The organism is Lacticaseibacillus hegangensis (genome assembly GCF_003946465.1).
In the GTDB taxonomy this organism is placed as follows: Bacteria; Bacillota; Bacilli; order Lactobacillales; family Lactobacillaceae; genus Lacticaseibacillus; species Lacticaseibacillus hegangensis.
Window position 1 is genome coordinate 46,465 of record NZ_RHOL01000005.1, and the last position, 17,514, is coordinate 63,978.

Annotated in this window: 15 protein-coding genes; 12 read left to right on the forward strand and 3 right to left on the reverse strand. The window is 59.9% G+C overall.

The features are described 5' to 3' along the window. Position 1: 1 nt before the first annotated feature. Both pfkB and EKM86_RS02035 read right to left on the reverse strand, forming a co-directional pair. Positions 2–919 (reverse strand): 1-phosphofructokinase, encoded by a 918-nt coding sequence (pfkB, locus tag EKM86_RS02030; RefSeq protein ID WP_125754851.1) that lies wholly within the window; start codon positions 917–919, stop codon positions 2–4. After that, positions 916–1,665: a DeoR/GlpR family DNA-binding transcription regulator gene (locus EKM86_RS02035; protein ID WP_125754852.1), complete on the reverse strand. Its 750-nt coding sequence runs from the start codon at positions 1,663–1,665 to the stop codon at positions 916–918. Before EKM86_RS02035 ends, pfkB begins: the two co-directional genes overlap by 4 nt. A gap of 195 nt (positions 1,666–1,860) precedes the next feature. Between EKM86_RS02035 and EKM86_RS02040 the strand changes: the two genes are divergently transcribed. The 7 genes from EKM86_RS02040 (at position 1,861) to EKM86_RS12545 (ending at position 9,606) form a co-directional block, all read left to right on the forward strand. Further along, entirely contained in the window at positions 1,861–2,949 is a 1,089-nt protein-coding gene (locus EKM86_RS02040) for a DUF871 domain-containing protein (protein WP_125754853.1), read from the forward strand. Between the two features lie 69 nt (positions 2,950–3,018). Beyond that, entirely contained in the window at positions 3,019–3,894 is an 876-nt protein-coding gene (locus EKM86_RS02045) for an AraC family transcriptional regulator (RefSeq protein ID WP_125754854.1), read from the forward strand. A 252-nt stretch (positions 3,895–4,146) separates the two neighbouring features. Further along, positions 4,147–5,433 (forward strand): GTPase ObgE, encoded by a 1,287-nt coding sequence (obgE, locus tag EKM86_RS02050; RefSeq protein ID WP_125754855.1) that lies wholly within the window; start codon positions 4,147–4,149, stop codon positions 5,431–5,433. A 28-nt stretch (positions 5,434–5,461) separates the two neighbouring features. Continuing rightward, complete coding sequence (locus EKM86_RS02055; RefSeq protein WP_125754856.1) at positions 5,462–7,414, forward strand: acyltransferase family protein; 1,953 nt, start codon at positions 5,462–5,464, stop codon at positions 7,412–7,414. Positions 7,415–7,505: 91 nt separating this feature from the next. After that, positions 7,506–8,450: a ribonuclease Z gene (gene rnz / locus EKM86_RS02060; protein ID WP_125754857.1), complete on the forward strand. Its 945-nt coding sequence runs from the start codon at positions 7,506–7,508 to the stop codon at positions 8,448–8,450. Further along, entirely contained in the window at positions 8,443–9,231 is a 789-nt protein-coding gene (locus EKM86_RS02065) for an SDR family NAD(P)-dependent oxidoreductase (protein WP_125754858.1), read from the forward strand. Before rnz ends, EKM86_RS02065 begins: the two co-directional genes overlap by 8 nt. Before the next feature lie 12 nt (positions 9,232–9,243). Then, a complete protein-coding gene (locus EKM86_RS12545) occupies positions 9,244–9,606 on the forward strand; it encodes a lipopolysaccharide assembly protein LapA domain-containing protein (protein WP_125754859.1) in 363 nt (120 codons plus the stop codon). Positions 9,607–9,653: 47 nt separating this feature from the next. Here EKM86_RS12545 and glpK read toward each other — a convergent pair whose 3' ends face one another. Continuing rightward, entirely contained in the window at positions 9,654–11,159 is a 1,506-nt protein-coding gene (glpK, locus tag EKM86_RS02075; protein WP_125754860.1) for a glycerol kinase GlpK, read from the reverse strand. A 213-nt stretch (positions 11,160–11,372) separates the two neighbouring features. Here glpK and clpB point away from each other — a divergent pair, with 213 nt between their 5' ends. From clpB to EKM86_RS02100, 5 genes are all read left to right on the forward strand, one after another. Beyond that, on the forward strand, positions 11,373–13,985 hold the full coding sequence (gene clpB / locus EKM86_RS02080; RefSeq protein ID WP_125754861.1) for an ATP-dependent chaperone ClpB: 2,613 nt from the start codon (positions 11,373–11,375) through the stop codon (positions 13,983–13,985). Between the two features lie 154 nt (positions 13,986–14,139). After that, positions 14,140–14,328 (forward strand): 50S ribosomal protein L32, encoded by a 189-nt coding sequence (gene rpmF, locus EKM86_RS02085; protein ID WP_125754862.1) that lies wholly within the window; start codon positions 14,140–14,142, stop codon positions 14,326–14,328. A 111-nt stretch (positions 14,329–14,439) separates the two neighbouring features. Next, positions 14,440–14,991 (forward strand): DUF1836 domain-containing protein, encoded by a 552-nt coding sequence (locus EKM86_RS02090; protein ID WP_125754863.1) that lies wholly within the window; start codon positions 14,440–14,442, stop codon positions 14,989–14,991. Positions 14,992–14,993: 2 nt separating this feature from the next. Further along, complete coding sequence (locus EKM86_RS02095) at positions 14,994–16,544, forward strand: bifunctional metallophosphatase/5'-nucleotidase (RefSeq protein ID WP_125754864.1); 1,551 nt, start codon at positions 14,994–14,996, stop codon at positions 16,542–16,544. 83 nt (positions 16,545–16,627) lie between these two features. Next, the gene (locus tag EKM86_RS02100) at positions 16,628–17,479 is read left to right on the forward strand and encodes a hypothetical protein (RefSeq protein WP_125754865.1); all 852 of its coding nucleotides are present in this window, start codon (positions 16,628–16,630) and stop codon (positions 17,477–17,479) included. Positions 17,480–17,514 lie beyond the last annotated feature (35 nt).

Here is a 17,514-nt window from a genome sequence, read left to right on the forward strand (position 1 = left end):
ATTACACTTCCTCCATTGTGATAGTGCGATAAACTTCATCGATCTTGGCGCGGTCGGCCAGATCCTTGGAAAAGGCCGTGGCACTGCCGCACGCGATGCCGACCTTGAAGGCTTCGCGCGGGTCTTGCGTTTCCGCCAAGGTGCCGGTGAAGCCCGCCAGCATGGAATCGCCGGCGCCGACTGAGTTGACCACTCGGCCAGGCGCGGCGCTGCCATGGTAGGCGCGGTCCGCCTCGACCAACAGCGCCCCTTTGCCGGCCATGGAGACCAGCACGTGCTGCGCGCCCAGTTTGAGGAGCTTGCGCCCGGCTGCGACCACCTGGTGCAAGTCGGTGTACTCGGCATCGCCGAACAGTGCGGCCAGCTCGTGGTGGTTCGGTTTAACCACCAGCGGGTGAGCGGCCAGCGTGTCCAGCAGCGCCTGACCGGTGGTGTCGATCACAAACTCGGCCTTGGCCGCGTGGATCAGCGGGATCAAATCGCGGTAAAAGCTGGCGGGCAACCCGGCAGGCAGGCTGCCGGCCATGACGACCACATCGCCGGGCTGCAGGCGCTGCTGCAAGTTGGCCTTGAAGGCCGCAATTTCTTCCTCGCTGATGGTCGGGCCCGCCGCGTTCAGCTCGGTTTCACTTTCCGCGCGCAGCTTCACGTTGATGCGCGTCGGCTGAGCGACTGGCGTGAAGGCGCAGGGCAAGTCCAGCTGCTGCAGGCTTTCTTCGATGAAGCGGCCGGTGAAGCCGCCCATGAAGCCCAGCGCGGTGCTGTCTCGGCCCAGCGCTTTAAGAATGCGCGAGACGTTGATGCCCTTGCCGCCGGGCAGGGTGATGGCCGAATCGAGGCGGTTGACCAGCCCGAGCTGCAAGTGCTCAAGCGTGACCACGTAGTCGATCGACGGGTTTAGGGTAACGGAATAAATCAATTGGTAACCTCCTTGATCGTGGGTTGATCTTCGTAGTACTGTGCGAGCTGACCAAGCGCCGTGGTAAGAATGGTCACGTCGGCCAGCTCACCAAACTTGGCGAAGCTGACTTGCCCGAACTTGCTGGGGTCGGCCAGCACCACGGTTTGGGTGGCGCGCTGGATGGCCACGCGCTTGATTGCTGCTTCCTCTTCGTCCGGGGTGGTGAGGCCGTACTTCAGGTGGACGCCGTTCGTCCCCAGAAAGGCCAGGTCGAAGTGGCAGGCCGCCATTGCCTGGGCGGTGGTGGCGCCGATCAGCGCCTTGGTCGCCGGTTTGACGCTGCCTGGCAGCATGCGCGTGGCGATCTGGTAGTCGGCGAGCTGGCTGGCGTTGTCGACCCCGGTGGTGATCACCGTGATGTCTCGGCCGACCAGCAGGGGAATCATTTGCCCCGTGCTGGTGCCCGCATCCAGAAAAATGGTGGCGTGATTCGGGATCATGGCGGCGGCCGCCTTGGCGATCCGCTGCTTTTCGATCAGGTCTCGCGTGGCTTTTTCCCGAACGCTGGGCTCAACCGCCGCGTCAATCAGGCGTTCCGCGCCGCCGTGGATCCGGCGCAGGGCGCCTTGCTCCTCCAGGTCCTGAAGGTCGCGGCGAATGGTTGACTCCGAAGCGGTCAGTGCCTGCATGAGGTCCTTGGCTTTGACCACACCTTGCTGGCGCAGGGCGGCTTTGATGTAGCGATGACGTTCTTCTGTAAGCACTTTCCTCACCTCTCGACGTCATTATACGCTGCCATCGTTCAAAATCAATACATAACGTTCAAAAACCGTCAAAAAGTTTGGCAGAAACGTTCACAAGACGTCATCGCTGAAATTGTTCCCACAAATTAAGCGTAAGCACTTTCATTGGTGTAGGCCAATATGCTACGCTAGTACCAGAAAAGGGGGATTTTACTCATGGGAAAATTAGGCGTCTCCGTTTATCCGGAGCGTTCCACTTATGAAAAAGACGCGGCCTACCTGGACCTGGCGGCCAAGTACGGCTTCAAGCGCGTGTTCACCTCACTGCTGGAGATCAAAGGCGATGCAGACACGGTGGTGGCCAGTTTTAAAAAGGTGATCGATCACGCGAACAGCCTGGGCATGGAAGTCATGGTCGACATGAACCCGGCGCTGTTCAAGCAGCTGGGTGTCACCTATGACAACTTGAAGTTCTTTAAGGACCTCGGCGCTTGGGGCGTGCGGCTCGACCTCGGCTTCACCGGGGCCGAAGAGGCACGGATGACCCGCAACCCGTACGGCCTGAAAATCGAGGTCAATATGTCTTCGGGTACGCACTACATCGACAACATCATGTCGTACTCGCCGAACCGCGAGAACCTGCTGGGGTCGCATAACTTTTATCCGCACCAGTTCTCTGGGCTGGGCCAGGACTTTTTCAACCAGGCCACGGCGATGTACACCAAGTACAACCTGAACACCGCGGCCTTCATCACGTCGCAGGCCGCCACCTTTGGCCCGTGGCCGACGCAGGACGGGCTGTGCACGCTGGAGGACCACCGGCACCTGCCGATCGAAACGCAGGTCAAGCATTATGTTCTGCTGGACACCATCAATGACGTGATCATCGGCAACGCGTACGCCAGCGAGGCGGAGCTCAAGGCCGCGCACGATGCCTGGTTCGCTGAGTATCCGGTGCTTAAGGTGGTGCCGGATGCCGACATTTCGGCACTGGAAGCCGAGCTGCTGTTCAAAAATGACCACAGCTACCGCGGCGACCGCTCCGAGTACCTGCTGCGCAGCACCCAGACCCGCGTGACCTACAAGGACCGCGACTTTCCGGCGCATCACACCGAGCCGATCAAACGCGGCGACGTCCTGATTGACAATGAGAAATTTGGTCAATACAAGGGCGAAACCCAAATCGCGCTGCGCGACATGCCAAACGACGGTCGCGTCAACGTGGTCGGCCACCTGCACCCAGATGAGTTGTTCCTGCTGTCGTACCTGAAACCGTGGAGCGGCTTCCGCATGACGCGGGCCTGACATTTTCATGCAGATTCCGCTGGCACTTGGCGGGATCTGTTTTAATATAGTAGAAAAGAGGTGAGTGCGGTGGCAGAAATTAAACACGAAATTGTTCAGATGACCCCGCATTTTCCGTTTCGCGATTACGTGCGCACGCCGGCCACGATGCACGAGGTGGCGCCGCACTGGCACCAGGGGCTTGAGCTCAACTGCCTGATCCAAGGCGGCACGCTCACGGTGGTCGAAGACGGGGTCACTTCGCTGTTTCAGCCCGGGAGCCTGTGGACCATCGATCCGCGGGTGGTGCACAGCTCCAGTGCGCCGAAGCGCAGCGACTGGCTCGAGTACGGCTTCCAAATCGACCCGACCTTTCTGACGACGCTGTTGCCGGAATCGGTCAACTGGCACTTCACGCTGCACGGTCGGCCCACCAGCGGTGCGCTTGCCAAGGCCTATGATGCCCTGTGGTCGAGTGTGATGGCGATGTACCGGGAAAAGGCACACGAAGGCGAGGACGTCAGCCGGCTGCGCACCCTCAGCGCGTTTTACCAGGTGCTGGCCCTGCTTGCCGAGTCATTCACGGCGCCGCTGCAGACGCCAGCGGTGCGGGTCAACCCGCCGCTGGTCGACCGCGCGATGAACCTGATCGACCAAGACTTCGCACAGCCGCTGAGCCCAGCGAGCCTTGCCCAGCAGCTGCACGTGTCCGCCACGACGCTCAACGCGCAGTTTCAGGCGAGTTTGAAGCTGTCGGTGACCCGCTACCTGCGGCAGGTGCGGCTGATGAAGGCGCGAGAGCTGCTTTTGACCTCCAACAAGCCGATCGATTACGTCGCGACGGCGGTCGGGTTTGCCAACCAGCGGGCGCTAGCGCGTAATTTTAAGGGCTGGAAGGGCATGACCCCGAGCGCTTACCGCAAGGCCTATAAACGATTCCATAAAAATGACCGTGTTTACTTTTGAAATTGACCGTTGTTTTTTATGACTGATGTTATCCTGTACTTGTCAGTCAAGACAGGTTGGCACTTCGGACGGGGTCAACCCAATCATTGCTACAATTCAGAAATCGGCTTTCCCCTGAGCCGATTTCTTTTTGTATGCACGCGGGCCTGACGCGGGGCCGGTAATCTAGTATAATTGGCTCTGATATGAATTTGCACCAGCGGGCTAAAACCCGTATGCTTGACACTTAGACTTACTAATAAGGAGGAGCTCATGTTTGTCGATCAAGTGACAGTAGAAGTTGAGGCCGGCAAAGGCGGCGACGGAATGGTGGCGTTTCGCCACGAAAAGTTCGTGCCCTTTGGTGGGCCGGCCGGCGGCGATGGCGGCCACGGCGGCAGCATTGTGTTCTTCGTAGATCCCGGCCTGCGCACACTGATGGATTTTCGCTACCAGCGGCATTTTCACGCGAAAGCCGGCGGCAACGGGCTGGGCAAGCAGATGTACGGGCGCAAGGCGGAGGACATTCGCCTGGCCGTCCCGGCAGGCACGACGGTGTATGACGCCGATATCCATCAGGTGATCGGTGACTTGACCGAACCCGGCCAGGAGCTGGTCGTGGCGCGCGGCGGCCGCGGCGGACGCGGCAATGTGCATTTTGTGTCGCCGAAAAACACCGCCCCAGAAATTGCCGAAAACGGCGAGCCCGGGCAGCACCGCTTCGTCACGCTGGAACTCAAGGTGCTGGCAGACGTCGGGTTGGTGGGCTTTCCGTCCGTCGGCAAGTCGACGCTGCTGTCGGTCGTCACCTCGGCCAAGCCGAAAATCGCGGCTTACCAGTTCACGACGCTGACCCCGAACCTGGGAATGGTGCAGCTGGACGACGGGTCCGACTTTGTCATGGCGGATCTGCCAGGGCTGATCGAAGGGGCCTCGAACGGCGTGGGCCTGGGATTCCAGTTCCTGCGCCACGTTGAGCGCACGCGGGTGATTTTGCACCTGGTGGAAATGGATCCGGAGAACGGCCGCGAGCCGCTGGATGACTATCACCAGATCAGAAAAGAGCTTGGCACTTACGACGATAATATTTTGAAGCGCCCACAGCTGGTAGTGGCGACCAAGCTCGACATGCCAGGCGCCAAGGAACGCTTCGAAGACTTCAAGGCCGCGCTGATCAAGGAAGGCGTGCCGGCAGATCACATTTACGCGATCTCCAGCATCACGCACACCGGCGTCAGCCAGCTAATGCAGGACACTGCCAAGGCGCTGAAAAACGCGCCGGTCTTTGAACCGAAGGCCACGGCGGAGCAGGCGCTGGCGCATGAAAAGCCAACCGAGGCGGAAGTGTCCGTGGCGCGCGATGATGACGGCACCTTCATCCTCAGCGGGACCAAGGTCGAGCGGCTGTTCAAGATGGCCAACCTCGAGCACGACGACGGGGCGCTGCGCTTTGCGCGGCAGCTGCGCGGGCTCGGGGTCGACGACGCGCTGCGCGAAGCCGGGGCCAAAACCGGTGACCTGGTCGCCATCGACGACTTTACGTTTGAATTTGTGGAATAAATAGGGCGAATAAGTAAGGCGGGATAGTATGGAGTCAGCCCAGCCAAGACGGCGATACATCGGCGGCTTTGACGGGTTGCGGACCATTGGGGTGATCGGGGTCATTCTCTACCACCTGCGGCCCGAACTGTTTCAGGGCGGATATTTAGGGGTACTACTTTTTTTCGTGATCTCAGGCTACCTGATCACGGATGGTTTTGTGCGGCAATACGACCGCGAAGGCGGCATCAAGTTAGGCCAGTTCTTCGGCAAACGGATTCGGCGGCTGTACCCAGCACTGTTGACAGTGCTGCTGGGCGCTTCCGCCTACATCGGGTTGTTTGCGCGCGACTTGCTGGTCAATTTGCACAAAATAGTCCTCAGCAACCTGGCGCTGGTTTACAACTGGTGGCAGATTGCCAACGGGCAGTCGTACTTCGAGCGATTCGCGCATAACGAGTCGCCGTTCGTTCACCTGTGGACGCTGTCGATCGAGGGCCAGTACTACATCATCTGGCCGTTTCTATTCATCGCGCTCATGAAGCTGCTAAAAACCAATGGCAAGCGATTCGCCGCGACCATGGTCTTGGCGCTGGCGAGCGGTGTCTGGATGCTGGCACTTTACCGGCTGACCATGCTGGGTGGGGGCGACCCCAGCCGGCTGTACTACGGGACAGACACGCGTATTTTTGCCCTGCTCATGGGCAGCGCCTTGGCGTTTGTCTGGCCGAGCCAGAAGCTGGCGGCGACCTTGCCGCGCCCGAGCCGCATCTTGCTGGACGGGGTGGGGACCATTGCCGTCCTGGCCATGGGCGCCAGCTTGATGAACCTATCCGACCAAAGCAGCGCGCTTTACGAAGGCGGCATGGTTGGTTTCGCCTTGATGGCCCTGGCGCTGGTGGCGGTCGTGGCCAGTCCCGCCACCCGGTGGGGTAAGCTGCTGTCCAACCCGGTGTTTCACTGGGTCGGCACGCGCAGCTACGGCATTTACATCTACCAGTTCCCGGTCATGATCTTTTTTGAAAATGCGTTTCGCAACGTCGCCGATCACCCCGTGCTGTACCCGATGATCGAAGTCGCCATCATTTTGGTAATCAGCGAGCTGTCCTACCGCTTCATCGAACAGCCAGCCGCGCATGTCACCAAGGCGCAGCTTCAGGCTTTTGGGCAAAAACTCCGCCACGGCGGTGCCGGGGCGTTCTTTGCTCGCGTCGGCGTCGTTCTCGCTGCGGTGATCGCGCTTTTGGGTGTGGCCGGCGTTGCGCAGGCCCCGTTTGCCAAGGTGGCGGTCAGCCCCGAGGAGCGGCACCTGAAGGCCAACCAGGAAACCAAGGCCCAGAAAAAGGCCGCGCTGGAAAAGGCGAAAAAGGCGCTGCAGGCCCAGAAAAAGGCGGATGCCGCGAGCAACAAAGCCAGTCAAAGCAGCAGCCAGGCGACTTCTGAAAGCACCAAGTTCGCCCACCCGGTCAACCAAAACTACGAGGCGTACGGCATTTCGCAGGCCCAGTTGCAGCAGGCCCAAACCACGCTGGTTTCGGCCATCGGTGATTCGGTGCTGCTGGACGCCAAGCCGGATTTGCAGCAGCTGATGCCCAAGGCCTTTATTGACGGCAAGGTGGCGCGGCAAATGGGCGATTCGGTGGCCCTGGTCAAGTCCTACGCAGATCAAGGGGCCCTCGCGGACAACGTGATTATTGAGCTGGGCACCAACGGGCCGTTTTCGACTTCACAGATGGATGCGATGATGCAGGCCATCGGCCCCAATCGGCACGTCTTTTGGGTCAACGCCCAGGTGCCGACGCGCCCGTGGCAAAACAGCGTCAATGCGATGCTGCAGGCCGGCACCAAGCGGTTTGCCAACCTGACTGTGATTGATTGGCACGGGTACGCAGATGGGCACCGGGACTGGTTCTATGACGACCAGGTCCACCCGAACCCGAACGGTAACAAGTATTACGCGGCGTACATCACCAAAAACGTCGTGGCACACGCCAAACAATAATGGGGCTGAGCGCTGCTTGGCCCTGTTTTTGCGGCGTTGGCGGTTGTGATAAAATAAGGCGAACGTGACCGATAGTTAGGATGAAAAATTAATGGAACTCTTATTTCTAGGCACCGGGGCCGGCTCGCCCTCGAAAACGCGTAATGTGTCGAGCACCGCGCTGAAGCTGCTCGATGAGCGCAACGAGGTGTGGCTGTTTGACTGCGGGGAAGGCACCCAGCACCAGATCCTGCAAACCAGCATTCGCCCGCGCAAGGTGGCCAAGATTTTTATCACGCACCTGCACGGCGACCACATATACGGGCTGCCGGGCTTTTTGACCAGCCGCGCCAACCAGGGCGGCGAGACCCCCCTGACCATTTACGGGCCGGAGGGCATCGACCGGTTCGTCAAAACCAGCTTGGCCGTGACCGGCACTCACCTGCCGTACCAGCTGAACTTCGTGCTGCTGAAGACGCCGGGGGTGATCCTCGATGACGAGACGTTCAAGGTGACCTTTGCCCCGCTGAACCACCGCATCGCGTGCTTCGGTTTTCGCGTCGAGGAAAAGCCCCACGAAGGTGAGCTGATGATCGACAAGGTGCAGGCGGCCGGCATTCCGGCCGGGCCGGTGTACGCTAAGCTCAAGGCTGGTGAAACGGTGACGCTGCCGGATGGGCGCACCTTTGACGGCCACGACTTTATCGGCGAAGCCCAGCCCGGCCGTACGGTCGCGATTTTTGGCGACACGCGCCAGGCAGACAGCGAGCTTGACCTGGCCAAGGACGCCGACGCGATTGTGCACGAGGCGACGTTCGGTCCAGATGAGGCCAAGTTGGCCCACCAGTATTACCACTCCACTAACCTGCAGGCGGCCAAGCTTGCCGTGGCGGCCCACGCCAAGCGCTTGTACCTGACGCATATCTCGGCGCGCTACATGGGCAAGGGGGCGGCGCTGCTGCAGAAAAGCGCGCAGCACATCTTCCCGCAAACGCAGGTGGTCCGCGATTTTGACGACGTGGTGATTCCATTCACCAAAGGAGGCAATCATGAGTAGACTTGATGGCGAAACGGTCGTCGTGACCGGCGGCTCCAGCGGCTTAGGCCGCGCAGTCGGGCTGGAAGCGGCCAAGCAAGGCGCGACCGTCGTGTTCCTGGCGCGGCGCAAGGACCGCCTGATCGAGGCGCAGGCTGAGGCAACGGCCTTATCCGGCCAGCCGGCGTACGCGTTTGTGTGCGACGTTGCCGACCCGGTGGCGATCGAGGCGGTCGTGGCGCGCATCAGCCGCGACGTCGGCCCGGTCGACGTGTTGGTCAACGCGGCCGGGTTTGGCAATTTCGAAAATGTGGTCGACACCCCGATGGCGCTGGTCGAGAAAATGTTTCGGACCAATGTGCTCGGGCTGATGTACATGACCCAGCTGATCGGGCGCCAAATGATCGACGCACGCCGCGGCCACATCATCAACATCGCCTCGATGGCCGGTAAAATGGCCACGCCGAAATCCGCGGTGTACTCCGCGACCAAGTACGCGGTGGTGGGCTTTTCCAACGGGCTGCGGCTGGAGCTGCGCCCGTTCGGCGTCCGAGTGACCACGGTGAACCCGGGGCCTATCAACACGGACTTCTTCACCGTCGCCCACGCCAATGATTACCTCGCCCGGGTCAACTTTATCGTGCTGGACCCGGAAAAGCTGGCGGCGCGCATCGTGCGCAGCTTCCACCGGCCTGTGCGCGAAATCAACGCCCCGGGGATCATGACCGCGGCGGCCAAGTTCTACGATTTGTTCCCGCATGTCGGCGATTTTTTGGCCGGCGGACTGTTCAATCAAAAGTAGTGGAGGCGCCTCATGAAAAATCAACAACGTTTGATCGTCGGTCTAGTGCTGACGCTGGTTTTAATCGTGTTTGCCCTGCTGAACGGGCAGGGCGTGGCCGTCAATTTCTTTGGCGCCCAGTTCACCTGGCCGCTGATCGTGGTGATCGTCGTTTCGGTGCTGATCGGCGCGTTGATTACCGCGCTGGTTTCAACGGCCAGCATGAGCCAGAATAAAAAAGCCCTGAAGGCGGCCCAAAAAGCGGCCGAAGACGCACAGGCGGACGCGGCCAAGAATCTCAAGGACGAAACGGCGAAGCTTGAAAGCCAAATCGCGGACCTGCAAAAGCAGCTGGCGGCGGCCCAAGCGCAAACCAAGGATGATGTGCAAGAATAAAAAAACTGAGGTCCCGCGACGTGATTTTCTTCGCGAGGCCTCAGTTTTTAGTTTTGCGCAGGTTTGAACGCCATGGTCGCTTGCACTGCCTGGCGCCAGCCGGCGTAAAGCTGGTCGGCGCGGGCCGGTGCCATTTGGGGCGCAAACCGCGTCCCGATTTTGGCGATGTGTTGCAGCGCGGCCGTATCTGGCCAAAAGCCCACGGCCAGACCGGCGAGAAAAGCCGCGCCCAGCGCCGTTGTTTCCAGGTTGGCCGCGCGTTCGATCGGCGTCTGCAGCAGGTCCGCCTGAAACTGCATCAGGTAGTCGTTGTTGGCGGCGCCGCCGTCGACCCGCAACGTTTTGAGCGTGATGCCGGTGTCCTGGGCCATCGTTTCCACGACGTCGCGGGTCTGGTAGGCCAGCGACTGCAGGGTCGCCTTGATGAAGTCGTTGGCGGTGGTGCCGCGGGTCAGCCCGAACACCGCGCCGCGGGCATCCGGATCCCAGTAGGGTGCGCCCAGCCCCGTGAAGGCTGGCACGACGTAGACTTCGCTTTGGCTGGTCGAGGCGCGGGCGGCGGCTTCGGACTCCGGCGCCGTGTGCACTAGGCCCATCGCGTCGCGCAGCCACTGGATCGCACTGCCGGCGACAAACACCGACCCTTCCAGTGCGTAGGTGACCTCACCGTTCAGGCCGTAGCCGATGGTGGTCAGGAGGTTGTGGGCGGACATTTTCGGGGCCTTGCCGGTGTTCATGACAATGAAAGAGCCGGTGCCGTAAGTGTTTTTGACCATGCCGGGACTTAGCGCGAGCTGGCCGAACAGGGCCGCCTGCTGGTCGCCGGCCATGCCCGCGATCGGCACCCGGCTGCCGTAAAAATGAAACGGCGCGGTTTCCCCGTAAACCTCTGAATTGCTGCGGACCTCGGGCAAGAGCGCCTTGGGGATGTTCAACAGTTGCAAAATCTCATCGTCCCACTGCAGCGTGTGAATGTTGAACAGCATGGTGCGGCTGGCGTTGGTGTAGTCGGTGACGTGGATCGCGCCGCCGGAGAGCTTCCAGGCCAGCCACGTGTCGATCGTGCCAAACAGCAGCTCGCCGCGCTCGGCGCGCGCCTGGGCGCCGGGCACTTCGTCCAGCAGCCAGCGGACCTTGGTCGCCGAAAAGTACGGGTCGATCAGCAGGCCGGTTTTCTCGTGAATCAGGTCATTGTAGCCGCCTTGCCGCAACTGTTCGGCCAGCGGGGTGGTTTGGCGCGACTGCCAAACGACGGCGTTGTGGATCGGCAGGCCGGTTTGCTTGTCCCAGATCACGGTCGTTTCGCGCTGGTTAGTGATGCCGATGCCGGCGATCTGCCGCGGCTGGATCCCGCTTTGCGAAAAGGCGTCGGCGATGGTGGTGAGCACCGCGTTCCAAATTTCGTTGGCGTTGTGCTCGACCCAGCCGGGCTTGGGAAAGTACTGCGGGAACTCCTGCTGAGCGTCGGCGATGATCTGGCCCTCGTGATCGATGATGAGCGCGCGGGTCGAGGTCGTGCCCTCGTCCAGCGCCATGATGTACTGTTTGTCCATGTCTGCGTTGCTCCTTGTCAGTCTGATAGAATAAGTGTAAGCGCTTAGCCAACGATTGAAAAGGCCGGCCTCCGCCCTAAGCCCGATTTTGCCATGGAAAACGTTTTATTTTCGATTTGACCTGTTTTGACCAAACCCAATTTGTTAGACTATAAGGGTAGTGAACATCACGAGCACGTCGGCTCATCAATGCCGTCGAAGGAGGGGATTTTTATGAATCCTGATAGTTTTACGCAAGCAGTCACGGAAGCCGTTGCCGCCGCGCAGCAAATCGCGCAGGTGCGGCACCATCAAGAAATCGATATTCCAGAAGTGATTAAAAGCATGGTCCAAAAGGGCGACCTCGGCGCTCAGCTGTATCAAGACGCCGGCATCGACCTAAATGGCCTGAACGCCACCATCGATCAGGCCATCGACCAAGAGCCGGTGGTCGAAGGGGCCAGCAGTTACGGCCAGAACATGAGCCAGAACCTGTATCAGCTGTTCCAGGATGCCGACAAGGTCAAAACGAGCCTGGGCGACGAGTACATCGCGACCGAAGACGTGCTGCTGGCGCTGTTTGACCAGCCGTATAATGCCATCACCAAGTACCTGACCGATAACGGCCTGACGGAAAAAAAGTTCCGCAAGGTCGTCGACAAGGCCCGCGGCGGTCAGAAAGTCACCTCAAAGACGGCCGAAAACACCTACAAGGCCCTGGAAAAGTACGGCACCGACCTGGTCAAAGAGGCCCGCTCCGGCAAAATGGATCCGATCATCGGCCGCGACGAGGAAATTCGCAACGTGATCCGCATCTTGTCGCGCAAAACCAAGAACAACCCAGTCCTGATTGGCGAACCCGGCGTCGGCAAAACGGCAATCGTTGAAGGCCTGGCGCAGCGCATCGTGCGCAACGACGTGCCGGATAACCTGAAGAACAAGACCATTATCTCGCTGGACATGGGCAGTCTGCTGGCCGGGGCCAAGTACCGCGGCGACTTTGAGGAACGCCTGAAGTCGGTTCTGAACGAGGTCAAGAAAAGCGAAGGCCAGATTCTACTGTTCATCGACGAGATTCACACCATCGTCGGCGCCGGCAAGACGGAAGGTTCAATGGATGCGGGCAACTTGCTCAAGCCGATGCTGGCGCGCGGCGAGCTGCACCTGATCGGCGCGACCACCCTGGACGAGTACCGCGAGAACATTGAAAAGGACAAGGCCCTGGAGCGCCGGTTCCAGCGGGTGCTGATCCAAGAGCCGTCAGTCGAGGACACCATTTCGATTCTGCGCGGGCTGAAGGAGCGCTTCGAGATTTTCCACGGCGTGCGCATTCACGATTCGGCGCTGGTGGCCGCCGCGACGCTGTCGAATCGCTACATCACCGACCGCTACCTGCCTGACAAGGCCATCGACCTGATTGATGAGGCCAGTGCGGAGATCAACGTCGAAATGAATTCGCGGCCGACCGCGCTGGACATGGCCGAGCGCAAGCAGATGCAGCTGGAAATCGAGGAACAGGCCCTGAAGAAGGAAACCGACCCCGCCAGCGAAAAGCGCCTGAAGCAGGCCGAACAGGAACTGGCGAACACCAAGGAGCAAACCGCCAAACTCAAGGCGCAGTGGGATGCCGAAAAGAAAGACATCAACCAGCTCAACGAGAAGAAGGAAGCCATCGATAAGGCCAAGCACGAGCTGGAAGACGCGCAAAGCCGCTACGACTTGGAAACCGCCGCCCGCTTGCAGCACGGCACCATTCCGCAACTTGAAAAAGAGCTCAAAGAGCTCGAGGCCACCGACCGGCCGGACGCCTGGCTGGTCCAGGAATCCGTCACCGAAAATGAAATCGCCGCGGTGATCTCGCGGCAAACCGGCATTCCGGTGGCCAAGCTGGTCGAAGGCGACCGGCAGAAGCTGCTGCACCTGCCTGAGCACTTGCACCAGCGGGTGATCGGCCAAGACGAGGCCGTCGACGCGGTATCTGACGCGGTGCTGCGGTCGCGGGCCGGTCTGCAGGATCCGTCGCGGCCGCTGGGCAGCTTTCTGTTCCTCGGGCCTACCGGGGTCGGGAAGACCGAGCTGGCCAAGTCGCTGGCGGACAACCTGTTTGATTCCGAAAAGCACATGGTCCGCATCGACATGTCCGAGTACATGGATAAAATTTCCGTGTCCCGGCTGGTCGGGGCGGCCCCAGGCTATGTCGGCTACGAGGAAGGCGGCCAGCTGACCGAGGCCGTGCGGCGCAATCCGTACACCATCGTGCTGCTGGACGAGATTGAAAAGGCGCACCCGGATGTGTTCAACATTTTGCTGCAGGTGCTCGATGACGGGCGCCTGACCGACAGCCAGGGCCGCACCGTCGACTTCAAGAACACCATCATCATCATGACCTCCAACCTGGGCTCCGAAGCGCTGCTGGACGGCGTGGAAGACGACGGCAAAATCACCCAGAATGCCAAGGACCAGGTCATGGCGCAGGTACGCAGTCACTTCAAGCCGGAGTTCCTGAACCGGATCGATGACATCATCATGTTCAACCCGCTGCGGCTGGAAGACGTGGAAAAGATCGCGGTCAAAGATTTGAAGCAGCTGGGTGGCCGCTTGGCGGACCAGAACATCACGCTCGACGTGACGCCGGCGGCCGAAGAGTGGCTGGCCAACAAGGGCTACGAGCCGGCTTACGGCGCCCGGCCGCTGCAGCGATTGATCACCACGGCGGTCGAAACACCGCTGGCCAAGCAGCTGATCGGCGGCCAGATTCTGCCGGATTCCACGGTGACGATCGGCGTGAAGGATGGCGCTTTAGACTTTGCCAGCGAGGAAAATGCGCCAACGCCGGCGGAAGCATAAATTTTACCTGTAAAGGTCTTGCCTTGACGCGCATATTTTAGTATGATTAGTCATGCTGTGATAGCAACAGGCTATCAATGCCGCTTGGCCTTGCAATTTTGGCCCGGTCCGGTATAGTAGTAAAGAAATCTAAAACAAAAGGGGTTTTCCGCTCATGGCAGTTCCAGCACGCAGGACTTCAAAAACCAAAAAGCGTATGCGCCGCGGTCACATTAAGTTGAATGTGCCGAACTTGCAGTTCGACGCAGCGACCGGCGAATACCGTGTCTCTCATCACGTTTCACCTAAGGGCTTCTACAAGGGCGCTCAGGTGCTCAAAAAGGATACCGACGCTAAGGCGTAATGGGCCTTTGCCGCAGACCAAATTGGTTTGCGGCTTTTTTTATGCTTGCCATCTAGTCTTAAAGACTAGCTCTCGTGTTATACTGGAAGCAGGAAATGAAGGAGGATCATCATGGCTGAAGATGAAGAGTATTTTGCGTACCTGAAGTCACTGCAGCAGGTGCAGCTGCCGCGCTGGGCCGACCTGCCGCAGTTCGACTTGTACATGGACCAGGTGGTGCAGTATGTCAATGAGCTGCTTGCACCGCTGGATCTGGGTGAGCTGACCGCGACCATGGTCAACAATTACGTCAAAAAAGGCGTGATCACCCCGCCGACCAAGAAGAAGTACAGCCGCGGCCAAGTCGCGAACATTTTGATCATCGCGATTTTAAAGTCCGTTTTTTCGCTGGACGAGATCGCCGCTGGCATCGACTACCAGCTGCAGGGCCGCGAAAAACAGCAGGCGTTTGACGCGTTCATCATGAACTTTGCCGGCGCCTTGCAGCAGGCCAATACCAACTTTGCCGGCGGCGTGCTGATCAACAAGGTGACCAAGGAAGATACCATCAAGGTGCAAAGCGCGATGGTGTCGCTGGCCATCAACGCGGTGCTGCAGAAGATGCTCGTTTCCGCCATGGTGACCATGGTGATGCCCAAACCCACCGGCAAGAAGGAGAAATAACCGTGAAGCTAACGATTCTGTCGACCAGTGACACTCACGGGTACATTGTCCCCACCAACTACGTGCGGCGCGACCAGGATCTGCCCTTTTCGCTGAGCAAGGCGAAAACCGTGATCGACCAGCTGCGCCACGCCGCGCCAGGGCCGGTGCTGACGATTGAAAACGGCGACTACCTGCAGGGGTCGCCGCTTTCGTATTACGCCGCCAGCATCAAGCAGGATCCGGCGCTGGAAACCGCAGCCTACAACCAGGTGGGCTATGACCTTGGTATCGTGGGCAACCACGAGTTCAATTACGGGCGTGAGTACCTGAGCCGCGCCATCGCCACCTTGAACTATCCGGTGCTGTGCGCCAACATATTGGATCACGGCCAGTCGGCGTTCGGTCAGCCCTACCGGATTTTTGAAAAAGGCGGGGTGAAGGTCGCCGTGCTGGGTCTGACCACCAGCTACATTCCGCACTGGGAAGGGCAGGCACACATTCACGACCTGACCTTCGCCAGTCCCGTTGACGTGGCGCGCCAGTGGCTGCCGCGGCTGCACGAGCTGGCGGATGTGGTCGTGATCGCCTACCACGGCGGGTTTGAGCGCGACCTGGAAACCGGGGAACCGACTGAGGCGCTGACCGGCGAAAATGTCGGCTATCAGCTGAGTCAGTTGAACGGCGTGGACGCCTTGGTCACCGGCCATCAGCACCGCGAACTGGCCGGGCTGGTCAACGGCGTGCCGACCACGCAGCCCGGCTACCGCGGCGCCGACGTCGGGGTGATCACCCTGGAGCTGAGCCAGACGGCCAGCGGCTGGCAGGTCGCAGGGGCGGCCGCTAAGCTGGTCCCAACCGGGGCGGCGCCGGCCGATGCTGACGTGCTGGCGGCCGTTGCCCAGACGCAAAATGACACCGAGGAATGGCTGGATTCGCCGCTGGGCCGCGTGGAAGGCGACATGACCATCCGCGATCCGCAGGCGGCGCGGCTGGTGGAAACGCCGTACATCGAGTTCATCAATCAGGTGCAAATGGCCGCGACCGGCACCGACATCGCCGGCACCGCCTTGTTCAACAATGAAGGCACCGGCTTTGGCGCGACCATCACCATGCGCGATGTGGTCACCAACTACATTTATCCCAACACGCTGGCGGTGCTGCGCTTGTCTGGCGCCGATATCAAGGCCGCGCTTGAGCAGTGCGCCGAGTTCTTCACGCTGCAAAATGGCAAGCTAGTCGTCACCGAGCGCTTCGCCAATCCCAAGCCGCAGTATTACAACTACGACATGTATCAGGGCCTCGACTACACGTTGGACATCACCCGGCCGGTGGGCGAGCGGGTGTCGCAGCTGACTTACCACGGCGTGCCGGTTGCGGCCGACCAGTTCTACGAGGTGACCACCAATTCTTACCGTGCAGCAGGCGGCGGCAATTTTGCGATGTTCGACGCCAGCAAGATCGTGCGCGAGAACCAGAAGGACATGACCGAGCTGATCGCCGATTACCTGCAGGCGCATCCCGTCATCACTGCCAGTGCCGACCACAACTTTACGGTTTTGCCGAAAATGTGACACCTAGTCACATTTTCGTTGCGTTTTTGACCGGAACGCGGTAATCTGGTGCACAGACTGAAACAAAGAAAGGTAATACATACATGAAAAAATTAGGATCACTTTTCGTTGGCCTGGCCGCCGTGCTCACGCTCGCCGGTTGTGGCACGAAGCTGAGCACCAGCAAGACGACTTACAGTAATTCGGGGATGGTGGCGATCGTCAAGGGCGACGCCAGCGGCAAGTCTGTCAGCTATCAAGCGGACTCTGAATCCGGCAAGACCCCGGTGAACGACGGGAAATTCACCTTTACCATCCCGATGACCACCAAGCAGCAGAAGGTGACCGTCAAGGCTGGCGACGAAACCGTTCACGCGACCGTGAAGGCGGCCAAGTCCCTGGGCGACTACACGACGATCGCCAAGAAGTACAACCAGGCCATCATCGCGACCGCGCTGCCGGCTGACATTCAAAAACAGCTTCAGACGACGGCCACTCAGAAGCAGCCGACCGCGCAGGAAATTGCGGCGCTGCCAGTGGCACAGCAGCAGCAGATTGTGGCCCAGCAAAAGGCCCTACAGGCGGCAATCAAAACTGCCACGGCCAAAACCAAGGATCAGCAGCTGCCGACCAGCGTTTCGGGGCTGAAACAGGCCTTGAACGCGGCCGGTGGGAAACTGCGGGTCAACGTCCAAGACGGGCAGCTGATCTCCGCAACGCAGATCGCCCCAATCAAGGACATGAAGAACAAGTCCAAGCAGGCTCAGTTCGGCCAGATGTTCGGCCTGCTTGCCAACGCGGTGGGTGCCGACGCCAAGAAGGTCGGCAAGGACTTCCAGAAGGCCTTGAAGGATCAGGACGGTTCCAACACCACAATCAAGACCATCAAGAGCAACGGCGTCAAGTTTGACGTCGGCGCCTCGGCCGATGATCTGTTCATTTACGTGACCAAGTAAGTTGCCTAGAGTGGCCTAGTAAAGGAGGCACGGCA

Excerpts from the sequence above, each read along its gene's own strand:
- EKM86_RS02040 (WP_125754853.1), top strand. The coding sequence starts at position 1,861 with ATGGGAAAATTAGGCGTCTCCGTTTATCCGGAGCGTTCCACTTATGAA.
- obgE (WP_125754855.1), top strand. The coding sequence starts at position 4,147 with ATGTTTGTCGATCAAGTGACAGTAGAAGTTGAGGCCGGCAAAGGCGGC.
- EKM86_RS02055 (WP_125754856.1), top strand. The coding sequence starts at position 5,462 with ATGGAGTCAGCCCAGCCAAGACGGCGATACATCGGCGGCTTTGACGGG.
- rnz (WP_125754857.1), top strand. The coding sequence starts at position 7,506 with ATGGAACTCTTATTTCTAGGCACCGGGGCCGGCTCGCCCTCGAAAACG.
- EKM86_RS02065 (WP_125754858.1), top strand. The coding sequence starts at position 8,443 with ATGAGTAGACTTGATGGCGAAACGGTCGTCGTGACCGGCGGCTCCAGC.
- EKM86_RS12545 (WP_125754859.1), top strand. The coding sequence starts at position 9,244 with ATGAAAAATCAACAACGTTTGATCGTCGGTCTAGTGCTGACGCTGGTT.
- glpK (WP_125754860.1), bottom strand. The coding sequence starts at position 11,159 with ATGGACAAACAGTACATCATGGCGCTGGACGAGGGCACGACCTCGACC.
- clpB (WP_125754861.1), top strand. The coding sequence starts at position 11,373 with ATGAATCCTGATAGTTTTACGCAAGCAGTCACGGAAGCCGTTGCCGCC.
- rpmF (WP_125754862.1), top strand. The coding sequence starts at position 14,140 with ATGGCAGTTCCAGCACGCAGGACTTCAAAAACCAAAAAGCGTATGCGC.
- EKM86_RS02090 (WP_125754863.1), top strand. The coding sequence starts at position 14,440 with ATGGCTGAAGATGAAGAGTATTTTGCGTACCTGAAGTCACTGCAGCAG.
- EKM86_RS02100 (WP_125754865.1), top strand. The coding sequence starts at position 16,628 with ATGAAAAAATTAGGATCACTTTTCGTTGGCCTGGCCGCCGTGCTCACG.